This window comes from Streptomyces sp. NPDC048254 (assembly GCF_043201895.1).
GTDB lineage: Bacteria > Actinomycetota > Actinomycetes > Streptomycetales > Streptomycetaceae > Streptomyces.
This window is the reverse complement of sequence record NZ_JBICZJ010000001.1, coordinates 1,081,038-1,098,835: the sequence shown is the minus strand read 5'-3', so window position 1 is coordinate 1,098,835 and position 17,798 is coordinate 1,081,038. Positions and strand designations below refer to the sequence as shown.

Below are 17,798 nucleotides of genomic sequence, written 5' to 3'. Positions count from 1 at the left end.
GGTATCCGGCGGCGGGGGCGTGCAGAACCGCCGGACGGTCATGGGGAGAGCGCTTCGGGCGGCCGTCTCACCACCAAGCCGGCCACCCGGGGGCTCGTATCGGAGGCTCAGCTCAGAGCAACGCCTCAGCGGTGATGGGCAGTTCGCGGATCCGGCGCCCGGTGGCGTGGAAGACCGCGTTGGCGATGGCGGGTGCCACCCCCACATGGACGACCTCGCCGAGACCCTTGACGCCGATCGGGTCGGCCTCGCGGTCCTCCCCGTCGATGTAGATCGCCCGCAGGTCGGGCACGTCGGCGTTGACGGGGACGAGGTAGTTGGCGAGGTCGGCGTTGACGATTCGGCCGTCGCGGTGATCGGTGACCGTGTGCTCAAGCAGGGCCGTGCCGATGCCGCCCACCATGCCGCCGAGCGCCTGGCTGTCGGCGAGTTTGGGGCTGATGATGCGGCCCGCGTCGTACACGCCGAGCAGACGCCGGACCCGTACCAGCCCGAGGCGGGCGTCGACGGCGACCTCGGCGAAGGTCGCGTTGTAGGCGAACATGGAGAAGCGGGCCTCGGCGGGCGTGTACGACCCGAGCGTGTCCAGGTGGCTCCGGTTGTTGCGGGTCAGGAGCTGCCGGTACGTCTCTCCGCGTGCCGGGTCGTCCTTCACGTGCAGCCGGCCGCTTCGTACGACGACGGTGTCTGCGTCGGCCCCGTACAGCGGCGAGTCCTCGTCCTCGACAGCCAACTTGATGGCCTGCTCGCGCAGTTGGTCGCAGCCGATCTGGACAGCCGAGCCGACGCTGGCCATGGTCATGGAGCCGCCGTGCGGCGGGGTCGGCGGCATCAGGGAGTCGCCGAGCCGGAAGGTCACGGTGCGCATGGTCAGGCCGAGGGCGTCCGCGGCGACCTGGGTCTGGGAGGTGTACGTGCCCGGGCCCATGTCGCTGGACGCCGCCTCGACCACTGCCGTGCCGTCGGCGTCCAGCCTCACCCGGGCCTGGGCCGCGACCCGCACGGTGTCGTAGACCCCCGCCGCCATGCCCATGCCGATCAGCCAGTCCCCGTCGCGGGTGGAACGCGGCCTGGGATCGCGCCGGTCCCAGCCGAACTCCCGGGCCCCGGTGGTGTAGCACTCGCGCAACCTGCGGGTGGAGAACGGCAGCCCGCTGGACTGGTCGTCGTCGGGTTCGTTGCGTCGGCGCAGCTCGATCGGGTCCACGCCGAGTTCGTGGGCGAGTTCGTCCATCGCGGACTCGATGACGAAGGAGGCGGTGGCGTAGCCGGGGCCGCGCATGTAGAGCGGCGTGTGCACGTCCAACGGCACGGTGCTGTAGGCCTGTTGGACGTTGGGCATGCTGTAGAGCATCTGCCCCGGCACCAGCACGGCTTCCGTGAACGTCTCGTACGACGACGTCTCGGCCCGCACGTCGTGCGTCATCGCGGTCAGCCGGCCGCGCCGGTCGCTGCCGAGGCGCACCTTGTACTCGTACGCGGGCCGAAAGCCGGTCCCGAAGTACAACTGCCGTCGGGTGAGGACGAGTTTGACCGGCCGGCCCGTCTCGCGTGCGGCCAGGGCCGCGATCGTGGTGTGCGGCCAGGTGCGCAGAGCACTGCCGAAGCCGCCGCCGACGAACGGCGAGATGACGCGTACCGACTCCAGCGGGATGCCGAACACGGCCGCGAGTTCCGTCTGCGTGCCGCCGACGACCCACTGGGTCTTGTCCCACACCGTGAGCCGGTCGCCATCCCACCGGGCGATGGTGGCGTGCGGCTCCATCGGGTTGTGGTTGTTGCGGGCGGCCCGGTACGTCATCTCCAGCCGTACGGCGGCGGATTGGAGCGCCTTGTCAGCGTCACCGCGCGCGTACGTCGTCGGCTCGTCGGCCTTCGCGGCCGTCAGGTCGGTGGAGGGCTTCTCCGCGTCGTACGAGACCTTCACCAGGCTCGCGGCGTGCTGTGCGCCTTCCAGGGTGGTGGCCACGGCGACGGCCACCGGCTGGCCGTGGAAGAGGACCTGGTCGTCCTGGAAGACGCGAAGCCGTCTGCCCGGTGGGTTGTTGGAGCCGGCGTTGTCGCGGTACGCCAGCTCGGGCGTGTTGAGGTGGCTGATCACCTTCAGGACGCCGGGCTGGGCGAGTGCGGCGCGGGTGTCGATGCCGGTGATCCGTCCCAGGCCGACGCTGCTGTCGACGACGACCGCGTGGACCACTCCGTCGATGTCGTGCTCGGCGGCGAAGGTCGCCCTGCCCGTCACCTTCAGCCGCCCGTCCACCCGGGACAGCGGCGCGCCGACGGCTGCCTGCGGCTGCGGGCTCACTGGGTACCTCCTACGATGCGCAGCTGGCGTTCGACGGTGCGTTTCAGCAACTCGGCCTTGAAGCCGTTGTGTTCCAGCGGGCGGGCCCCGTCGGCGGCACGCTCGGCCGCCGCGGTCCACAGGGCCTCGGAGGGCCGCTCCCCGATGAGGTGGCGCTCGACGGCGGGCAGCTTCCACGGCACGGTGCCCACACCTCCGGCGGCGACCTTCGCCTCGCGGACTACGCCACCGCGTACGTGCAGGGCGACGGCGGCGGAGGTCAGCGCGAACTCGTACGACTGCCGGTCACGCACCTTCAGGTAACCCGACTTCAGCGGGCGCGGATGGGCCGGGATCTCCACACCGGTGATCAACTCGCCTCGCCGGAGGGCCTGTTCACGGCTGGGGGTGCTGCCCGGCCGCAACAGGAAGTCGGTGAAGGGGACGCTGCGCCCGCCGTCCTGACCGACCAGCTGCACACTCGCGTCCAGCGCGGCGAAGGCGACGGCCACGTCGGAGGGGTGCGTGGCAACGCAGGAGTCGGAGGTGCCGAGGATCGCGTGCGTGCGGTTGAAGCCGTCCCGTGCCGCGCAACCGGAGCCGGGCTCACGCTTGTTGCAGTTGGCGGTGACGTCACGGAAGTAGGTGCAGCGGGTGCGCTGCATGATGTTGCCGCCGATGGTGGCCATGTTGCGCAGCTGGGCCGACGCGCTCAGTTCCAGCGCCTGTGAGATCACCGGGTAGAGGGTGCGCACCTTCGGGTGTCCGGCGGCCTCGGCCATCCGCACCAGGGCGCCGATGCGCAGGCCGCCGCGTTCGGTGACGGTGACCTCGCGCAGCGGCAGGGCGCTGATGTCGACGAGGGATTCCGGCCGCTCGACGGTCTCCCGCATCAAGTCGACGAGCGTGGTGCCGCCGGCGATGTAACGGCCGCCGTGGCGACCGGCGTTGAGGGCCTCGCGGATGCCGGAAGGCTTCGTGTAGGAGAAGGGGTGCACAGCGCTCACTTCCCGTTCGCGGTCTGCTCGACCGCTTTGACGATCTTGATGTAGCAGCCGCAGCGGCAGATGTTGCCGCTCATCCACTCCCGGATCTCCTCCGCGGAGCCGGTGTGGCCCTCCTGGATGCAGCCGACGGCGGACATGATCTGGCCCGGCGTGCAGTAGCCGCACTGGAAGGCGTCCTGCTCGATGAACGCCTCCTGCAACGGGTGCAGTTGGTCGTCGTTCGGGGCGAGGCCCTCGATGGTGGTGACCTCGGCGCCCTCCAGCCGTACCGCCAGCGTCAGGCAGGAGTTGACCCGGCGGCCGTCGACCAGGACCGTGCACGCCCCGCAGGCCCCGGCGTTGCAGCCCTTCTTGCTGCCGGGCAGCCCGAGGTGTTCGCGGACCAGGTCGAGGAGCGAGGTGCGGTTGTCGATCGTGACGGTGTGCCGCTTGCCGTTGACGGTCAGGGAGACGCTGCCGCTGGGCGGCGGCTCCGCGGCGGCTGCTTCCTCCGCTCCGAACGGTCCCGCGGTCAGCCCGCCCGCGACGACCGCACCGCCGACCGCGGTGGTCGTCGCGATGAAGGTGCGCCGGGTCGGCGTCGGACGGGACTCGTCGGTTGGAGGTACGGCTGAGTCCGTGAGTTCAGTGGACATGCGTATGCCTTCGGTGGGCGGAAGGTGGGGGTTGCCCGCTCGCCTGTGTCCTGGGCGGCGTGGGCCCGCGTCGTCGTCAACCGGTGAACATCCTGGCCGGACGCGTCAGTCGGCGGGGTCGGACGCGGTCTGCTGGGGCTGGGGCGTGGAGGCCCAGGAGGAGAGGAAGCGCAGGCCGTCATAGGAGGAGGTGCCCGGCTCCGCGGTCCAGATGACCAGTTGCTGGTCGGGGTCGGTGCTGCAGGTGAGGGTGTCCCATTCGAGACGGAGTTCGCCCGCCACCGGGTGGCTGATCGTCTTCGTGCCCACGGTCAGTGCGGAGACGTGGTGCGCGCCCCACCACTGCCGGAAGTGATCGTTCTGCACCGACAGCTCGCCGACCAGAGCCGTCAGCTTCGGGTCGTCGGGGTACTTGGCGGCTTCATTGCGCAACTGAGCCACGCAGCCGCGGCCGACGTTCTCCCAGTCCGGGTACAGCGCCTTGACGGCAGGGTCGGTGAAGAGCAGCCGAATATAGTTGCGCTTCTTCTCCGGGACTTTTGCGAAATCCGTGACCAGTGCGGCGGCCGTGGGATTCCACGCCAGAATATCCATACGGCGACCCAGAACCATGGCGGGTGTCGCCGTGAGGTCATTCATCAGCCGTTGCAGCTGCGGCTGGACTTTCTGCACAGCACGTCGGCGCGGTCGGCCGATTCCTTTTCCTGCCAGCTCGAACATATAGTCCCGCTGGTCATTACCGAGGTGCAGGGCGCGGGCAATGGCAGCCAGCACGGGCGCGGACGCCTGGATCCGGCCCTGCTCCACGCGGGTGTAGTAGTCGGTGCTGATCGAGGCGAGCAGGGCCACCTCCTCCCGGCGGAGTCCGGCCACGCGCCGCGGCCCGCCAGCCTCAGGCAGGCCGACCGTGCGGGGGCTGAGCTCGGCACGCCGGGCCTTGAGGAATTCTCCCAGTTCATTGAGATGGGCGTCACTGGTCATGCCCCTCAGTGTTGCATCGTTCGCCGTCCCGTTGGGAGGGAGAGTTTTGTCCCAGGATAGTTTTGACCCAGGAGAAATCCCTCCCATTTTCACGCGTGTGAGCTGATGGCATTGTCGATGTGGTGGCCGTCGGCATCATCGACCGGTCGCACTTGTGGCGAATTGCCTCGTGATTTCAGCGTATGGCGTCAGGACCACCGTCGTGTGACATCACTCCGCGTACCGACAGCGTGGCCGGTACGCCGCTCCGGCCCTGTGGCCACATGGCCACCGATCGGCGCATTCCCGAGGGTCGGCGGTCCCCACACTCCGCGGCCCTCCGTAGTTCCACGTAGGAAAGAGACCTTCACACCATGTCATCCCCGACCAATGAAAGGTCCGGCAAGCTCCCCCTCGTCGTATGGGTGATGTCCGCCGGCACGTTCCTGATGGGCACCACCGAGTTCGTCATCGCGGGTCTGCTGCCCGAGATGGCCGGCGACCTCGGGGTCAGCGTCGCCCGGACCGGCCTGCTGATCACGGCGTTCGCGGTCGGCATGATCGTCGGCGCCCCGCTGATGGCCGTCGCGACGCTCCGCCTCCCCCAGCGGTCCACGCTGGTCATGGCCCTCGCGATCTTCTCCGTCGGCCATGTGATCGCCGCGCTCAGCTCCTCCTTCACGATCCTCCTCGCCGCCCGGGTGGTGACCGCCCTGGCCACCGGAGCCTTCTGGTCCGTCGGCGCGGTCGTGGCCACCACCGCTGCGGGCCCCGCCGCCAGCTCACGTGCCCTGGGCGTGATGAACGGCGGCATGACCATCGCCAACGTGATCGGCGTGCCGCTCGGCGCCTGGGCCGGACAGTTCATCGGCTGGCGCGGCCCCTTCTGGGTGCTGGCCGCCCTGTCGGCCGCCGCCGTACCGGCCATCCTCCGGCTCATGCCGGCCGTGGAACGGCATGAAGTGCCCTCGATCCGGGCCGAGTTCGCCGCGCTGCGCCAGGGCCGGATCTGGCTGGCGCTCAGTGCCGCCGCCCTGCTCATGGGCGGTCTGATGGCCACCTACAGCTACATCTCGCCGTTGCTGACCGAGCGTGCCGGTATCCCCTCGGGCGCCGTGGCGCTGGTCCTGGTCGGGTTCGGTGTGGGTGCTCTGCTGGGCACCACGGCCGGGGGCCGCTTCGGCGACCGCAGGCCCTCGGCCACCACCCTCACCGGTGCCGCCCTGACCGCGCTGGTCCTGCTCCTGCTGGTTCCGCTGTCCACCAGTGCCGTGGCGACCGTCATCCTGGTGGTTCTCATGGGCATGACCGGCTTCACCGTGGTCCCCGTGGTCACCGCTCTGGCCGTACGCTTTGGCGGTTCCGCTCCCACGCTCGCCGCCGCGCTGACCGTGTCGGCCTTCAACACCGGTACGGCCGTCGGTTCGTGGGCCGGGGGCATCTCGCTGGACTCGTCGCTCGGCCAGACCGGGCCGGCCCTGGTCGGCGCGGTGGTGGCGACCCTCACCCTGGTGCCGCTGACCGTCCTCGCCCTGCGGCGCACCCCGCGTACTCAGGAGTCCCGGCTCGTCCGCCAGGGAACCGACCAGGAGGAAGGGACCGCGGGCGACGCGGATACACGTCGCGCGACGGTGTGAGCCCGTCTCCGGCAGACGTCCCGAGGTGCCACGAATCGCCGCCTCGGCGAGCCGGGGCCAGGTCAGCCGACCGCGTCCGCCCCGGCCTGCCCGATGTGGGTAGCAGCCCAGGAGGCAAGGAAGCGCAGACCGTCGTAGGAGGGCGTGCCCGGCTCGGCGGTCCAGATGAGGAGTTCCTGTTCGGAGTCCGTGCTGCAGGTGAGAGTGGCCCAGTCGAGGACGAGTTCACCGACTACCGGGTGGTGGAACACCTTGGTTCCCAGGGAGCGGGAGGCCACATGGTGGCCTCCCCACCACTCCCGGAAGTTCGCGTCCTGCACCGACAACTCGCCGACGAGAGCGGCCAAGCGCGGGTCGTCGGGGTATTGGGCAGCCTGCATGCGCAGGTGAGAGACGCACATACGGGCGTTGGTCTCCCAGTCCGCATACAGTGCTCGCACCTCAGGATCGGTAAAGAGCACCCGGACGTAGTTTCGCTGTTTCTCCGGAATCTTCGAGAAATCGGTCATCAATGCGGCAGCCAATGGATTCCACGCCAGAACGTCCATTCGGCGGCCTGTGACCATACCGGGAGTAGCGGTGAGATCGTCGAGCAGCCGCTGCAACTGTGGCTGCACTTTCTGCACGGTGCGCCGCCTCGGCCCGCCGGCTTCCTTTCCCGCCAGCCCGAACAGATAGTCCCGCTGGTCGCCCTCCAGATGCAGCACACGGGCGAGAGCGGCCAGCACGGACGCGGACGGCTGAATACGCCCCTGCTCCAGGCGGGTGTAGTAGTCCGTACTGATAGCCGTGAGCAGGGCGACCTCCTCACGGCGAAGCCCGGCCACGCGCCGCCGCCCACCGGTTTCGGGCAGGCCGACCTCGCGGGGGCTGAGCTCGGAACGGCGGGCCTTGAGGAACTCACCCAGCTCATTGAGATGCGCGTCACTGGTCATGCCGACCAGTCTGGCACCCTCCGCAAGTCGGGTGGGGGGGAGAGTTTTCTCCCTGGATACTCCTCTCCCAGGATGGAATTCTCCCCTTTGCGGGCGCGCGTGAAGATGCAAAAGTCGAAGACATAGCCGGGAGAGGACAGCCAGGGAAATCGATCGCCTCGGCCCGGCAGACCCGATCGGTCTCACCTTCAGCCGCCGAAGCCCTGGCCTCCTCCGGCGACCACGTGTCATCGCCCCACACAACTGGGTGCCGATTACGGCACTCGGAAGGAAATCCCTCATGAGCAAGGTCATTTTCGTCACCGGTGCCGGACGCGGTCTGGGCGCGGACATCGCCCGTGAGGCTCTCGCCGCCGGTCACCAGGTCGTCGCTACCGGCCGCCGTCCCGAGGATGTGGAGGAGGCTCTGGGCGGACCGCAGGACAGGCTGCTGGTCACCGAGCTGGACATCACCGACGTGGAGGACGCGCAGGCAGCCGCGCAGGCGGCCGTCGAGCGCTTCGGCCGTATCGACGTCCTGGTCAACAACGCCGGGAGCTTCCTCGCCGGCTACTTCGAGGAGATCTCGCCCGCGCAGCTGCGCCGGCAGATCGAGACCAACCTCTTCGGCCCGATGAACGTCACGCGCGCCGTCCTGCCCCTCATGCGCGGGCAGCGAGCCGGTCACGTCATCACGATCTCCTCGTCAGCCGGCGTGGTCGGCGGAGAGTTCGGCGGCGCGTATGCCGCCTCCAAGTTCGCTGTGGAGGGCTGGATGGAGTCGCTGCGCCACGACGTGGCCCCCTACGACATCCGCACCACGATCGTGGAACCCGGCATGTTCCGCACGGAGTTGCTCGGGGACGCCTCCACCGCCTGGGCGGAGCTGTCCATCGACGACTACGCCCCGCGGACCACCCCCACGGTCGAAGCCTGGAAGAGCATGAACGGCCGACAGGCAGGCGACCCCGCCAAGCTCGCCCAGGTGCTGGTGGCCATCGCGGACCAGGGCGAGCCACCGCTGCGTCTCATCGCCGGCGCGGACGCCCTCGACGCTGTCGAGGCCAAGGCACACGAACTGCTGGCGCAGGCGAAGGCCTCCCGCGAGATCGGCGACCTGGCACACGCCGACACCGCCGCCTGAATCTCCCGTAGCAACCCCTACGGCGTTGCCGCGTGGGCACAAGGCCATCCGTGTAGGACCGCCCGCGTGTGCGCACCGGATCGCCCGCTGACCAGCCGATCATCACCATCACCACACCCCCGAGGCGGGCCCGCCCGCCCCACCACACAGCAAGGAACAGTCATGCGTGGAGCCGTCATTCATGCTCCCGGAGACGTGCGCTTCGAGGAGCTCGCCGACCCCGAGATCGTCAACCCGACCGACACGATCATCCGTACCGTCGCCACCTGCGTGTGCGGCTCGGACCTGTGGGACTACCGCGGCATCAACCCGGTCACCGAACCCCACCCCATGGGCCACGAGTACGTCGGCATCGTCGAGGAGGTCGGCGGAGACGTCACCTCCGTCAAGCCGGGGCAGTTCGTCATCGGGTCGTTCGCGACCTCGGACAACACCTGTCCCAACTGCCGTAACGGCTACCAGTCCTCCTGCCTGCACCGCGAGTTCATGAGCACCTGCCAGGCCGAGTACGTCCGCATCCCGAACGCCGAGGGCACCCTGGTCGCCACCGCCGGCCAGCCGGACGAGGCACTGATCCCCAGCCTGCTGGCGCTCTCCGACGTGATGGGCACCGGCTGGTACGCCGCCATCGCCGCCGAGGTCAAGCCCGGCTCCACCGCCGTCGTCGTCGGTGACGGCGCGGTCGGCCTGTCCGGCGTCATCGCCGCCAAGGAACTGGGCGCCGAGCGCGTCATCGCCATGAGCCGCCACGCGTCCCGCCAGAAGCTCGCGACGGAGTTCGGCGCGACCGACATCGTCACCGAGCGCGGCGACGAGGGCATCGCCCGCGTCAAGGAGCTGACCGGCGGCATCGGCGCCGACTCGGTTCTCGAATGCGTCGGCACCCAGGAGTCCATGCTCCAGGCCCTGCGCTCCACCCGCCCGGGCGGCAACGTCGGCTTCGTCGGCGTCCCGCACGACGTGGAGATCAGCGGCGAGGAACTGTTCTACTCCCACGTCGGCCTGCGCGGCGGCCCGGCCCCCGTACGCCGGTTCCTGCCCGACCTGATCGAGCGGGTCCTGGACGGCCGCATCAACCCGGGCAAGGTCTTCGACCTGGCCCTCCCCCTCGACCAGGTCGCCGAGGGCTACAAGGCCATGGACGAGCGCCGCGCCATCAAGGCACTGCTGCGCCCCTGAGACACGAGCCCTCGGGCTGGGGCCCGGCGGCCCGCCGGGCCCCAGCCCTCCCCAGTGCACCTCGGCCACCAACCGGCTGACCGCAGCGCCTTCCGCCGCGATGAGCCTTCAACGACGGGAACCACCCACACCATGAATCCGACCTACGACTTCACCAACCAGGTCGCGCTCGTCACCGGCGCGGCATCCGGCATGGGGCTCGTGACGGCCCACGCCTTCGCCAAGGCCGGCGCTGCGGTCGTCCTGGCGGACGTCGACAAGGACGCCGTAGAAGCGGCGGCCGAGGAACTGACCGCGGCCGGCCACCAGGCGATCGGCGTCGCCTGCGATGTCACGGACGAGAGCCAGGCGGCCGCGGTGGTCGAACGTGCGGTCACGACGTTCGGCCGCCTGGACATGGCGTTCAACAACGCCGGTATCCAGGTGCCGCCGAGTGACGCGGCCGACGAGACGGCCGAGAACTTCGACCGTGTCAACGCGGTCAACCTGCGCGGCGTCTGGGCCGCCCAGAAGCACGAGCTGCGCCAGATGCGGACGCAGGGCAGCGGTGCGATCGTCAACTGCTCCTCGCTGGGTGGCCTCGTGGGCCTGCCGGAACGCGCGGCCTACCACGCGTCCAAGCACGGCGTGATCGGCCTGACCAAGAGCGCCGCGGTCGAGTACGCCCCCAAGGGCATCCGCATCAACGCCATCTGCCCCGGAGTGATCAACACGCCCATGGTCGCGGACATGCTCGAAGGCCAGGCCGAAGCCATGGCCGAGATCATGAGGGACCAGCCGATCGGCAGGCTGGGACGCGCGGACGAGATCGCCGCGGCCGTTCTCTGGCTGTGCAGCCCCGGCGCCAGCTTCGTGGTCGGCGTCGCGCTGCCTGTCGATGGCGGCTTCACCACGCACTGACCGTCCACCGTTCCGGGTTCCGTGTCGGTCCGCCACGGCAACACTCCTTCTCTCTCCGCCTCTGCATTCCAGGAGCTCACCCACGATGTCCGCCCCGCGCGCCGCGTCCCGGCTCACGGCTGTTGAAGCCGACGAACCGCGCGGCTCCGCCTCCGCCGCGCTCGCGGCTGCCGTGCTCGGCTTCTTCGTCATCACGCTCGACGCACTGGTGGTGAACGTCGCGCTGCCCGACATCCGGGACGATCTCGGCGGAGGGATGACGGGCCTGCAGTGGGTGATCGACGGCTACACGCTCATGTTCGCCGCGCTGTTGCTGTCCGCCGGATCCCTCAGCGACCGCATAGGCGCCCGCTGCGCCTTCGGTACGGGACTGGCCGTTTTTGTCGCCGCCTCGGCCGCCTGCGGCCTGGCACCGAACCTGCCTGTGCTGGTCGCCGCCCGCCTGGTGCAGGGCGCGGGCGCCGCGATGATGATGCCGTCCTCGCTGACGCTGATCCGCGAGGCCTACCCCGACCCGGTCAAGCGCGGCCGGGCGATCGCCTGGTGGACCATCAGCGGCTCGGTGGCCGCCGCGGCCGGACCGGTCGCGGGCGGCGCCCTGAGCCTGGCCAGCTGGCGGATGATTTTCTTCATCAACCTGCCCGTCGGCGTGGTCGCGCTGTTCCTGCTGGCCCGCGCCGCTCGCTCGCCGCACCGCGAGGTGCCCTTGGACCGGACGGGGCAGATCGCTGCCGTACTCGCCATGGGCGGGCTCACGTTCGGGGTGATCGAAGCCGGCGCCGACGCGTTCGGCGCACCGAAGGTACTCATAGCCCTCGCGGTCGCGGTTCTGGCCCTGGTCGTCTTCGTCGCGGCCCAGGCGCGCGGCAAGCACCCGATGGTGCCGCCGGACCTGTTCCGCTCCCGCACCATGCTGATCGCCTCGGGCAGCGGCTTCGCGTTCATGGCCGGCCTGACCGGCACGGTCTTCGTCTACAGCCTCTACCTCCAGCAGGAGCGGGGCCTGTCCTCACTGGCCACCGGCCTGGTCTTCCTGCCGATGACCGCCCTGTCGGCCTTCCTGGGCGTGCCGACCGCCCGGCTCACCGAGAGGTTCGGCCCGCGGGTACCCATCGTCGGCGGGATGTTCCTGATGGGCGTGAGCCTGACGGTGCTCGCCACCCTCCCCGCCTCCGCCCCGGCCTGGCTGCTGGCGACCGTGATGATCCCGGTCGGAATCTGCGGCCCCCTGGCCATGCAGCCGACCACCGCGCTGCTCCTGGACAGCGTCCCCGCCCACCGTTCGGGCGTGGCCAGCGGCGTGTTCAACACCAGCCGCCAGATCGGCGGCGCCCTCGCCGTGGCCGTCTTCGGCACACTGCTCACCCACCACACGCAGCTCCTGCACGGCCTGCGCGAAAGCCTGACGATCGCCGCGGTGGTGGTCTTCTGCGCAACCGCCGCCAACCTCCTGCTCGAACCCCCTCCACAGCCGAAGTAACGAGACAACCCGCCCCGCACATCACTCCCGCCGTGAAGGAGACGAACAGATGACGAAGTGGACGACTGACGAACTCAGCAGGATCGAAGCCGCGGACGAGTTGGAAGTGGCACCCCTGCGCAACGACGGCACGCTGCACAGGCCGGTACCGATCTGGGTGGTCCGCGACGGCGACGACCTCTACGTCCGCTCCTACCGGGGCACCGAGGGTTCCTGGTACTGCACCGCCCGGACGAACGGCACGGGCCACATCCGCTCCGGTGGCGTCGACAAGGACATCACCTTCGTGGCGGAGACCGACTCCGGCGTCAACGACCGGGTCGACGCCGCGTACCGCACCAAGTACAGCCGCTATGGCGGAAGTTACGTGAAGACCATGATGGCCTCCGGCACCCGAGCCACGACCCTCAAACTCCTGCCGAGCTGACCACGCCCCTAACGCCGCCGGGCCGACCACAAGCCCAACCCCCACCCGCGAACCGGAAACAGGAGTCACTCATGACCACCATCGCCATCATCGGAGCCGGCCCCGGCCTCGGCGCCGCTGTCGCGCGGCAGTTCGGCCACGAGGGCTACGACGTCGCCCTCATCTCCCGCAGCCAGGACCACGCCGACACCCTCGCCGACACCCTCACGAGCGAGGACATCACTGCCCGCGGTTTCGCCGCCGACGTACGCGACCCGAAGGCCCTCACCACCGCCCTGGACGCGGCGACCGCGACCCTGGGCCCCATCGAGGTCCTGCAGTACAGCCCGGTCCCGCACCGGGACTTCATGCGCCCGGTGCTGGAGACCACGTCCGCCGACCTCACCGGCCCACTGGAGTTCTCGCTCCACGGACCCGTGACCGCCGTACGACACCTGCTGCCCGGCATGCGCGAACTCGGCCGCGGCACCCTCCTCTTCGTCAACGGCGGCACCGCCGTCGTCCCCCGCGCCGCCCTCGCCGGCACCTCGATCGCCTTCGCCGCCGAGAGCGCGTACGCCCGGCTGCTGCACGACGCCCTCGCCGAGGAGAACATCCACGCGGCGCAGCTCATCATCCCCGGCGCGATCACCCCCGGAGACCCGAAGAGCGACCCGGCCGTGCTCGCGCGAACCCTGTGGACGATGCACCAGGACCGCAAGGAATTCCGGCACTTCGCCGACTCGCTGGAAAGCTGATCGGTAGCCCTGTTATCGGCCCGGTCTTCGCGGGAGCGATAGTCCAGGTCGTTACTGTCGTGAGTCCGGTTTGATCACAGGGTTCGCGGTCGTTGCGCTGGCTGAAGACCAGCGTGGTGCTCAGGCCCAGTCCGCGGGTGCCCGCGGACTCCGAGACACTGGAGTCCGCGTCCGCATCGATCCGTGTCTCGACGTCGCCAGAGGAGCCGCTGCAGCGGACCACGCGGCAGGAATATCACATCGTGGAGGGCATCACCGGCCTGCCTCCCCAGAGCGACACCTGACGATGCCCCCGAGTAGGGCCCGACGGCCAGGTTCAAGACCTCACCGGACTGGCGGCAGACTGGCCGTCAGGAGCCAATGCCCAGGCCCGGTAGGGTCTGCGCGTGCCGGGGGTGCTCCTTGCTCTCGTCTCGGACGACGCTCTACATGGGCGGACGCGCTCGGCAGAACACCACCGCAGGCCACAGGGCGCATGCTGAAGCCGCTCTACGGACGCCGAACTGGGGCGCCGCCGTCCGGGCGCCTGTCCCAGCAGCTTGTGAACGAACTGACTTCCCTGCACGGCCAGCCAGAGGGCATCCCGACAGTCAGCACGGCCGGCCTACGGCTTGTTCCAGCCGGGTGAGCGAGTCCGCGTCGACACCATTCGTCCAGCGCTTCCCACTCACTGGCTGACCTCGCCGGGCATCCGCCGGTGATGACGACAGCCGCAGACGAACTGACATGTTTTGTCTGCACGTTGATGGTCCTCTCGTCCCTGCGACCGCTCAACCAGCCACTGCTGCAGACGGGAGTGGCCACTGGTCGCTCCCCTCTTCGTCAGACTTCCTCAAGTTCGGGCACGTGCGGGGAGCAGCCGCCGACGTGCGCCCGTGTGCCTGTACAGCCGCCACATTCGCCGCCAACGACACCGCGGTACCAGAAGAAAAGCCAGCCACACCACGGCCCGAGCCCGACGACCCGAGCCAGGGCTCAATCGGAACGTCGACCCTTTGGTCTATTTGCCCGATTGTGGAACGCCTCTGTCTCGTCGCTGCCACTTCGGCTCCCCCGTACGACCGCGGCCAACTGCCGCGATCGTCTCGCGCCGATGCGCAGTTCCTTTCGCAGCGTCTCGGCCGAGACGGGTCGTTGGTGCAGCTCCCGGTGCCGGGCATCGGCCATGCGAGCGCGCGGCAGCAACGGATCGCCGTCCTCCCGCAGCCGCTCGCTCTTCGCCTGCCCCCTTCGCCCTCCCCGCTCCCCCTGCATGTCATCCGGGCGATGCACCAGGAGTTCCACCGACAGCAGCAACGCGACGGGAGGCCATCCGGCGACAAGGACCGGCTTCCACTCCAGAGCCGGTGCCGCCGCGATATTCGCCGCCAGCGAGACCGCGATCCCCAACAAGAGAGCCGCCCACACCACGCCTTTCACCCGGCGCGTGTGGGGCGCCGTGGGCTTCAGCAGGCCGGCCGTGGCCAGGAGCAGGAGGCCGTCCACGGACAGCGGCCACAACGAAGCGCTGACCGTATCGGCCCCGCCCTGCAGCGCGAACTCCCGCTGATGAATGTACGAGGCGTAAGCCGCGACTCCGGCCACCACGAGAGCACACAGCGGCCGGATCCACACGTCAAGGTCGAAGCCCCGGCTCCCGGCACCCCTCTCCTGAGGCTCGACATCAGCACTCATCGAACCCACCATCCGACACCCCGCCCAGTGCACAACGCGTGCACACTTTCACGGGAACTCCCGGGAACTCCCAGATAGAACCGGGAAACCCCCAGGCACAGGAAAGGGCCCCGACCAGGCCATAAGGCCAGGTCAGAGCCCTGCCGACAGACGAGTCGGGCTGTACGCCGGATTTTGTCACCCGGTCGCCTCGCGGCGGCCGGGGAGACGGCCATCCATCTAGGGCCAACGTTGCCGCTGGCCTCGTGCGGTCTACCCGCGGACTCGGGCGGGCAGCCCTCGAACGTCCGCGCAGAGCACGTTTTACGGCGCTCCTTTTGACCTTGCTCCGGGTGGGGTTTACCTAGCTGCCCAGGTCACCCTGGGCACTGGTGGTCTCTTACACCACCGTTTCACCCTTACCGAGGATCGAGATCCCCGGCGGTCTGTTTTCTGTGGCACTGTCCCGCGGGTCACCCCGGGTGGCCGTTAGCCACCACCCTGCCCTGTGGAGTCCGGACGTTCCTCGGGAAGCCCCTGAGGGCTCCACGCGGCCGTCCGCCCGGCTCGTCTGCCGTGTCGACCATGGTAGCCGACCAGGCGCGGCGCCCGAGCTCCTCCGATCAGCGACCGACAGCCGGATTCGGCGTCTCCTTGATCGGTGTCCCAGCCGTGAGCTTCTCCGTGGAGTAGTCAAGCCACAGATCTCCAGTCACCCTGCCCCTCGCGCCCAGCCGTCGTCCTGCGCGTACCGCCCACTCGCGAACGCCTGCCTCGTCGAGCAGCCCATCCGGGCCGAGCAAGTCTTCGCGCCCGGCTTGGTCGAGCCGGTAGGAAGCCGTCACCCGGTCCGGGACCCGGCCGCTGCCACCGATGACTATCCCCCGTTGCTCAGCCCAGGCTCGGACAGCACGGGTCTCGGTCCCAGAGACAGCTGGTCGCCGACGCCGCCTGGCCTGCATGGCCAGACATCCGCAGCTACGGGTGTTTCCGTAAGTCACCTGGGACTGGACAGCGGTGAAGATCGCTGGATTTAGGCATGCGCACTGGTAGTCGCGGATGATCTCATCTGGGCTTTCCGGGTTCCGGTAGGGCTCGGAGACGGGTGACAGCAGGCTGTCCGCGTGCGGGGCCGTTGGTGAAAGGCGGCGCGGTGTCGGCGAGCCCGCCTTCTTTGGCTTTCGGCGCGGAGGACGCAGTTCGCCCCACACCGCGGTGATGTAGGCATCGGCAGCGGCCTGGTGCCGGGCCCTGCCGCCGTTGAGGTACGCCTCCAGGCTCGGCACAGCCTCGGGGAAGCGCGCCAAGAGGGCCGAGGCCACCGCACTGGTCTGCTCATAGGCAGTGGCCCGCTCAGGCACCGCCACGACCAGAGCGTGAGGGGCCACCATCTCCGGTAGATCACCGATCCTCACGTGCATGAGCAAGTCCAGGAGCCCTGCTTCAACCAGAACCCGGCTCTTGTCGTTCTCGTACTGGCGGCGGTCCCTCTGTCTGGCCGAGTGGTGGAATGCGCCGTCGTACTCAAGCCCTACGCGGACACCGTGAGGCAGATGGAAGACCGCGTCGACCTCGACGTCCTTGTAGCGCCAGTGGGCCGGCTTGTACTCGGGCCGAACGGTGAGCTGGTGCGAGGCGAAGTCGGGCACGCCGTCCGGCAACCGCGGATCCCGGCTCACTGGCGACACGAGGTCGATGAGTCCCGCGAGTTCAGCAACCAGCCGGACCTGCTCCTTCGATATCCCAGAGGTCGAGCACTTGCCGCAACCGGTGCCCTGAACACGGTTGAGGACGGTGGCCTCCCAGCCGTGGCCATGACGGCACCTCCAAGGCAGGGTCGCGTACATGCCCTTGCTGTTGGCTTCAGCGGCCTGCTTGCGAGGGATGTTGTGCTGGCTGGTAGGCAGCCCACGCGGGTCAAGGTCCGGAGCATCCAACTCGTCCGCGATTTCCAGAAACCAGGTGGACAACGAATTCGTATCGTCGGTCACGTACCCCGCACACACCAGACAGCCGTCTCCCTGAAGAGCCCGCTCTTTGACCACCGCTTCGAAACGGTGCTCAACCGGCTGCCATGCTCCGGTACTTGGGTCGACCGCCCATGTCCGGCAGGTCCACGGCACGCTCTCGTGCGCAGCGTGGGTGATGTCGCTCGCCGGTCTCTGTCCTCGGTATTGGGCGGCCAGGGTCGGAAGGTCCGTGAGCCGGATCAAACGGCGGCACGCGGGGCACCCCGCGCCTTTCTGGATACGGTCCTTGGGCCAGGCCGGCCACGGTTCGTGGCTGAGGCCAAGGGGGCATTGCCACAGGTGCGGGCTGACCTCACCGCGTCTTTGAGCTGTCGCCAAGACGTTCTCGGGTAGGGCGAGGTTGTCTGGGTGCCACTGCGCTGCGACCTCCGGGATGTCCGCGACGGTGGTTTCTCCCCGGCCACCGGTACGACTACCCCACCGGTCCTTGACCGTGACCTTGTGCCGATTCCAGTAAGCGGTGACTTCGGCCTGCCGGGCCTGGGCCGCTGCGAGTTCCTTCTTGATCAGCTCACGGCGGGCCCCGTTGAAGTCGTTCCAGACGGAACGCATCTGGCGAAGCATCCGTAACCGGTCCTCGCGTCCGCCGCTCCCGGTGTCGAGCGGCACTGGCTGAGGTGGCCAGGCGGCGAGCGCTGCCGCGTCACTCCGGGATGCGCCTGAGCCTTGAGATGGGATCACGGCGTGAGGATACGAGCGAGGTCTGACAGAGCGGGCCGTTGTCCCAATCATCCAGCTTTGACCGAGTGGGACTCTCCGGACAATATTTTTGTATCGTCCGAGGAGTCCTGCTGTCGGGCGCAACGTTGCT

At 69.1% G+C, this 17,798-nt stretch carries 14 protein-coding genes and 1 other RNA gene; 7 read left to right on the top strand and 8 right to left on the bottom strand.

Translation table 11 applies throughout. From position 1 onward, the window contains the following. Window positions 1-112: 112 nt before the first annotated feature. The 4 genes from ACGFZQ_RS04990 to ACGFZQ_RS04975 form a co-directional block, all read right to left on the bottom strand. Window positions 113-2,305: a xanthine dehydrogenase family protein molybdopterin-binding subunit gene (locus ACGFZQ_RS04990; protein WP_393839185.1), complete on the bottom strand. Its 2,193-nt coding sequence runs from the start codon at window positions 2,303-2,305 to the stop codon at window positions 113-115. Continuing rightward, complete coding sequence (locus ACGFZQ_RS04985) at window positions 2,302-3,282, bottom strand: FAD binding domain-containing protein (protein ID WP_393839246.1); 981 nt, start codon at window positions 3,280-3,282, stop codon at window positions 2,302-2,304. Before ACGFZQ_RS04985 ends, ACGFZQ_RS04990 begins: the two co-directional genes overlap by 4 nt. Window positions 3,283-3,287: 5 nt before the next feature. Beyond that, window positions 3,288-3,926, bottom strand: coding sequence for a (2Fe-2S)-binding protein (locus tag ACGFZQ_RS04980; RefSeq protein WP_393839184.1), 639 nt, complete (start codon window positions 3,924-3,926; stop codon window positions 3,288-3,290). A 105-nt stretch (window positions 3,927-4,031) separates the two neighbouring features. Continuing rightward, window positions 4,032-4,907 carry a helix-turn-helix domain-containing protein gene (locus ACGFZQ_RS04975; RefSeq protein WP_393839183.1) on the bottom strand — a complete coding sequence of 292 codons (876 nt, stop codon included), beginning with the start codon at window positions 4,905-4,907 and terminating at the stop codon, window positions 4,032-4,034. Window positions 4,908-5,260: 353 nt separating this feature from the next. On the opposite strand from ACGFZQ_RS04975, the gene ACGFZQ_RS04970 reads away from it, so the two are divergent. After that, complete coding sequence (locus ACGFZQ_RS04970; RefSeq protein ID WP_393839182.1) at window positions 5,261-6,523, top strand: MFS transporter; 1,263 nt, start codon at window positions 5,261-5,263, stop codon at window positions 6,521-6,523. A gap of 62 nt (window positions 6,524-6,585) precedes the next feature. Here ACGFZQ_RS04970 and ACGFZQ_RS04965 read toward each other — a convergent pair whose 3' ends face one another. Then, on the bottom strand, window positions 6,586-7,458 hold the full coding sequence (locus tag ACGFZQ_RS04965) for a helix-turn-helix domain-containing protein (RefSeq protein ID WP_393839181.1): 873 nt from the start codon (window positions 7,456-7,458) through the stop codon (window positions 6,586-6,588). A 280-nt stretch (window positions 7,459-7,738) separates the two neighbouring features. On the opposite strand from ACGFZQ_RS04965, the gene ACGFZQ_RS04960 reads away from it, so the two are divergent. From ACGFZQ_RS04960 to ACGFZQ_RS04935, 6 genes are all read left to right on the top strand, one after another. Further along, entirely contained in the window at window positions 7,739-8,581 is an 843-nt protein-coding gene (locus ACGFZQ_RS04960) for an SDR family oxidoreductase (RefSeq protein ID WP_393839180.1), read from the top strand. Between the two features lie 162 nt (window positions 8,582-8,743). Next, window positions 8,744-9,760: a zinc-dependent alcohol dehydrogenase family protein gene (locus tag ACGFZQ_RS04955; protein ID WP_393839179.1), complete on the top strand. Its 1,017-nt coding sequence runs from the start codon at window positions 8,744-8,746 to the stop codon at window positions 9,758-9,760. Window positions 9,761-9,892: 132 nt separating this feature from the next. After that, a complete protein-coding gene (locus tag ACGFZQ_RS04950) occupies window positions 9,893-10,660 on the top strand; it encodes a glucose 1-dehydrogenase (RefSeq protein ID WP_393839178.1) in 768 nt (255 codons plus the stop codon). Between the two features lie 85 nt (window positions 10,661-10,745). Next, a complete protein-coding gene (locus tag ACGFZQ_RS04945; protein ID WP_393839177.1) occupies window positions 10,746-12,140 on the top strand; it encodes an MFS transporter in 1,395 nt (464 codons plus the stop codon). A gap of 49 nt (window positions 12,141-12,189) precedes the next feature. Continuing rightward, window positions 12,190-12,567 (top strand): DUF2255 family protein, encoded by a 378-nt coding sequence (locus tag ACGFZQ_RS04940; protein ID WP_393839176.1) that lies wholly within the window; start codon window positions 12,190-12,192, stop codon window positions 12,565-12,567. Window positions 12,568-12,638: 71 nt separating this feature from the next. Continuing rightward, entirely contained in the window at window positions 12,639-13,304 is a 666-nt protein-coding gene (locus ACGFZQ_RS04935; RefSeq protein WP_393839175.1) for an SDR family NAD(P)-dependent oxidoreductase, read from the top strand. 975 nt (window positions 13,305-14,279) lie between these two features. On the opposite strand, the gene ACGFZQ_RS04930 is transcribed toward ACGFZQ_RS04935, so the two are convergent. From ACGFZQ_RS04930 to ACGFZQ_RS04920, 3 genes are all read right to left on the bottom strand, one after another. Next, on the bottom strand, window positions 14,280-14,978 hold the full coding sequence (locus tag ACGFZQ_RS04930) for a DUF2637 domain-containing protein (RefSeq protein ID WP_393839174.1): 699 nt from the start codon (window positions 14,976-14,978) through the stop codon (window positions 14,280-14,282). 147 nt (window positions 14,979-15,125) lie between these two features. After that, an RNA gene (rnpB, locus tag ACGFZQ_RS04925) (RNase P RNA component class A) lies at window positions 15,126-15,527 on the bottom strand. A 53-nt stretch (window positions 15,528-15,580) separates the two neighbouring features. Next, window positions 15,581-17,539 carry a zinc-ribbon domain-containing protein gene (locus tag ACGFZQ_RS04920; RefSeq protein WP_393839173.1) on the bottom strand — a complete coding sequence of 653 codons (1,959 nt, stop codon included), beginning with the start codon at window positions 17,537-17,539 and terminating at the stop codon, window positions 15,581-15,583. Between the last annotated feature and the right edge of the window lie 259 nt (window positions 17,540-17,798).

Excerpts from the sequence above, each read along its gene's own strand:
- ACGFZQ_RS04975 (WP_393839183.1), bottom strand. The coding sequence starts at position 4,907 with ATGACCAGTGACGCCCATCTCAATGAACTGGGAGAATTCCTCAAGGCC.
- ACGFZQ_RS04965 (WP_393839181.1), bottom strand. The coding sequence starts at position 7,458 with ATGACCAGTGACGCGCATCTCAATGAGCTGGGTGAGTTCCTCAAGGCC.
- ACGFZQ_RS04950 (WP_393839178.1), top strand. The coding sequence starts at position 9,893 with ATGAATCCGACCTACGACTTCACCAACCAGGTCGCGCTCGTCACCGGC.
- ACGFZQ_RS04960 (WP_393839180.1), top strand. The coding sequence starts at position 7,739 with ATGAGCAAGGTCATTTTCGTCACCGGTGCCGGACGCGGTCTGGGCGCG.
- ACGFZQ_RS04920 (WP_393839173.1), bottom strand. The coding sequence starts at position 17,539 with ATGCGTTCCGTCTGGAACGACTTCAACGGGGCCCGCCGTGAGCTGATC.
- ACGFZQ_RS04930 (WP_393839174.1), bottom strand. The coding sequence starts at position 14,978 with ATGAGTGCTGATGTCGAGCCTCAGGAGAGGGGTGCCGGGAGCCGGGGC.
- ACGFZQ_RS04935 (WP_393839175.1), top strand. The coding sequence starts at position 12,639 with ATGACCACCATCGCCATCATCGGAGCCGGCCCCGGCCTCGGCGCCGCT.
- ACGFZQ_RS04945 (WP_393839177.1), top strand. The coding sequence starts at position 10,746 with ATGTCCGCCCCGCGCGCCGCGTCCCGGCTCACGGCTGTTGAAGCCGAC.
- ACGFZQ_RS04980 (WP_393839184.1), bottom strand. The coding sequence starts at position 3,926 with ATGTCCACTGAACTCACGGACTCAGCCGTACCTCCAACCGACGAGTCC.
- ACGFZQ_RS04955 (WP_393839179.1), top strand. The coding sequence starts at position 8,744 with ATGCGTGGAGCCGTCATTCATGCTCCCGGAGACGTGCGCTTCGAGGAG.
- ACGFZQ_RS04970 (WP_393839182.1), top strand. The coding sequence starts at position 5,261 with ATGTCATCCCCGACCAATGAAAGGTCCGGCAAGCTCCCCCTCGTCGTA.
- ACGFZQ_RS04940 (WP_393839176.1), top strand. The coding sequence starts at position 12,190 with ATGACGAAGTGGACGACTGACGAACTCAGCAGGATCGAAGCCGCGGAC.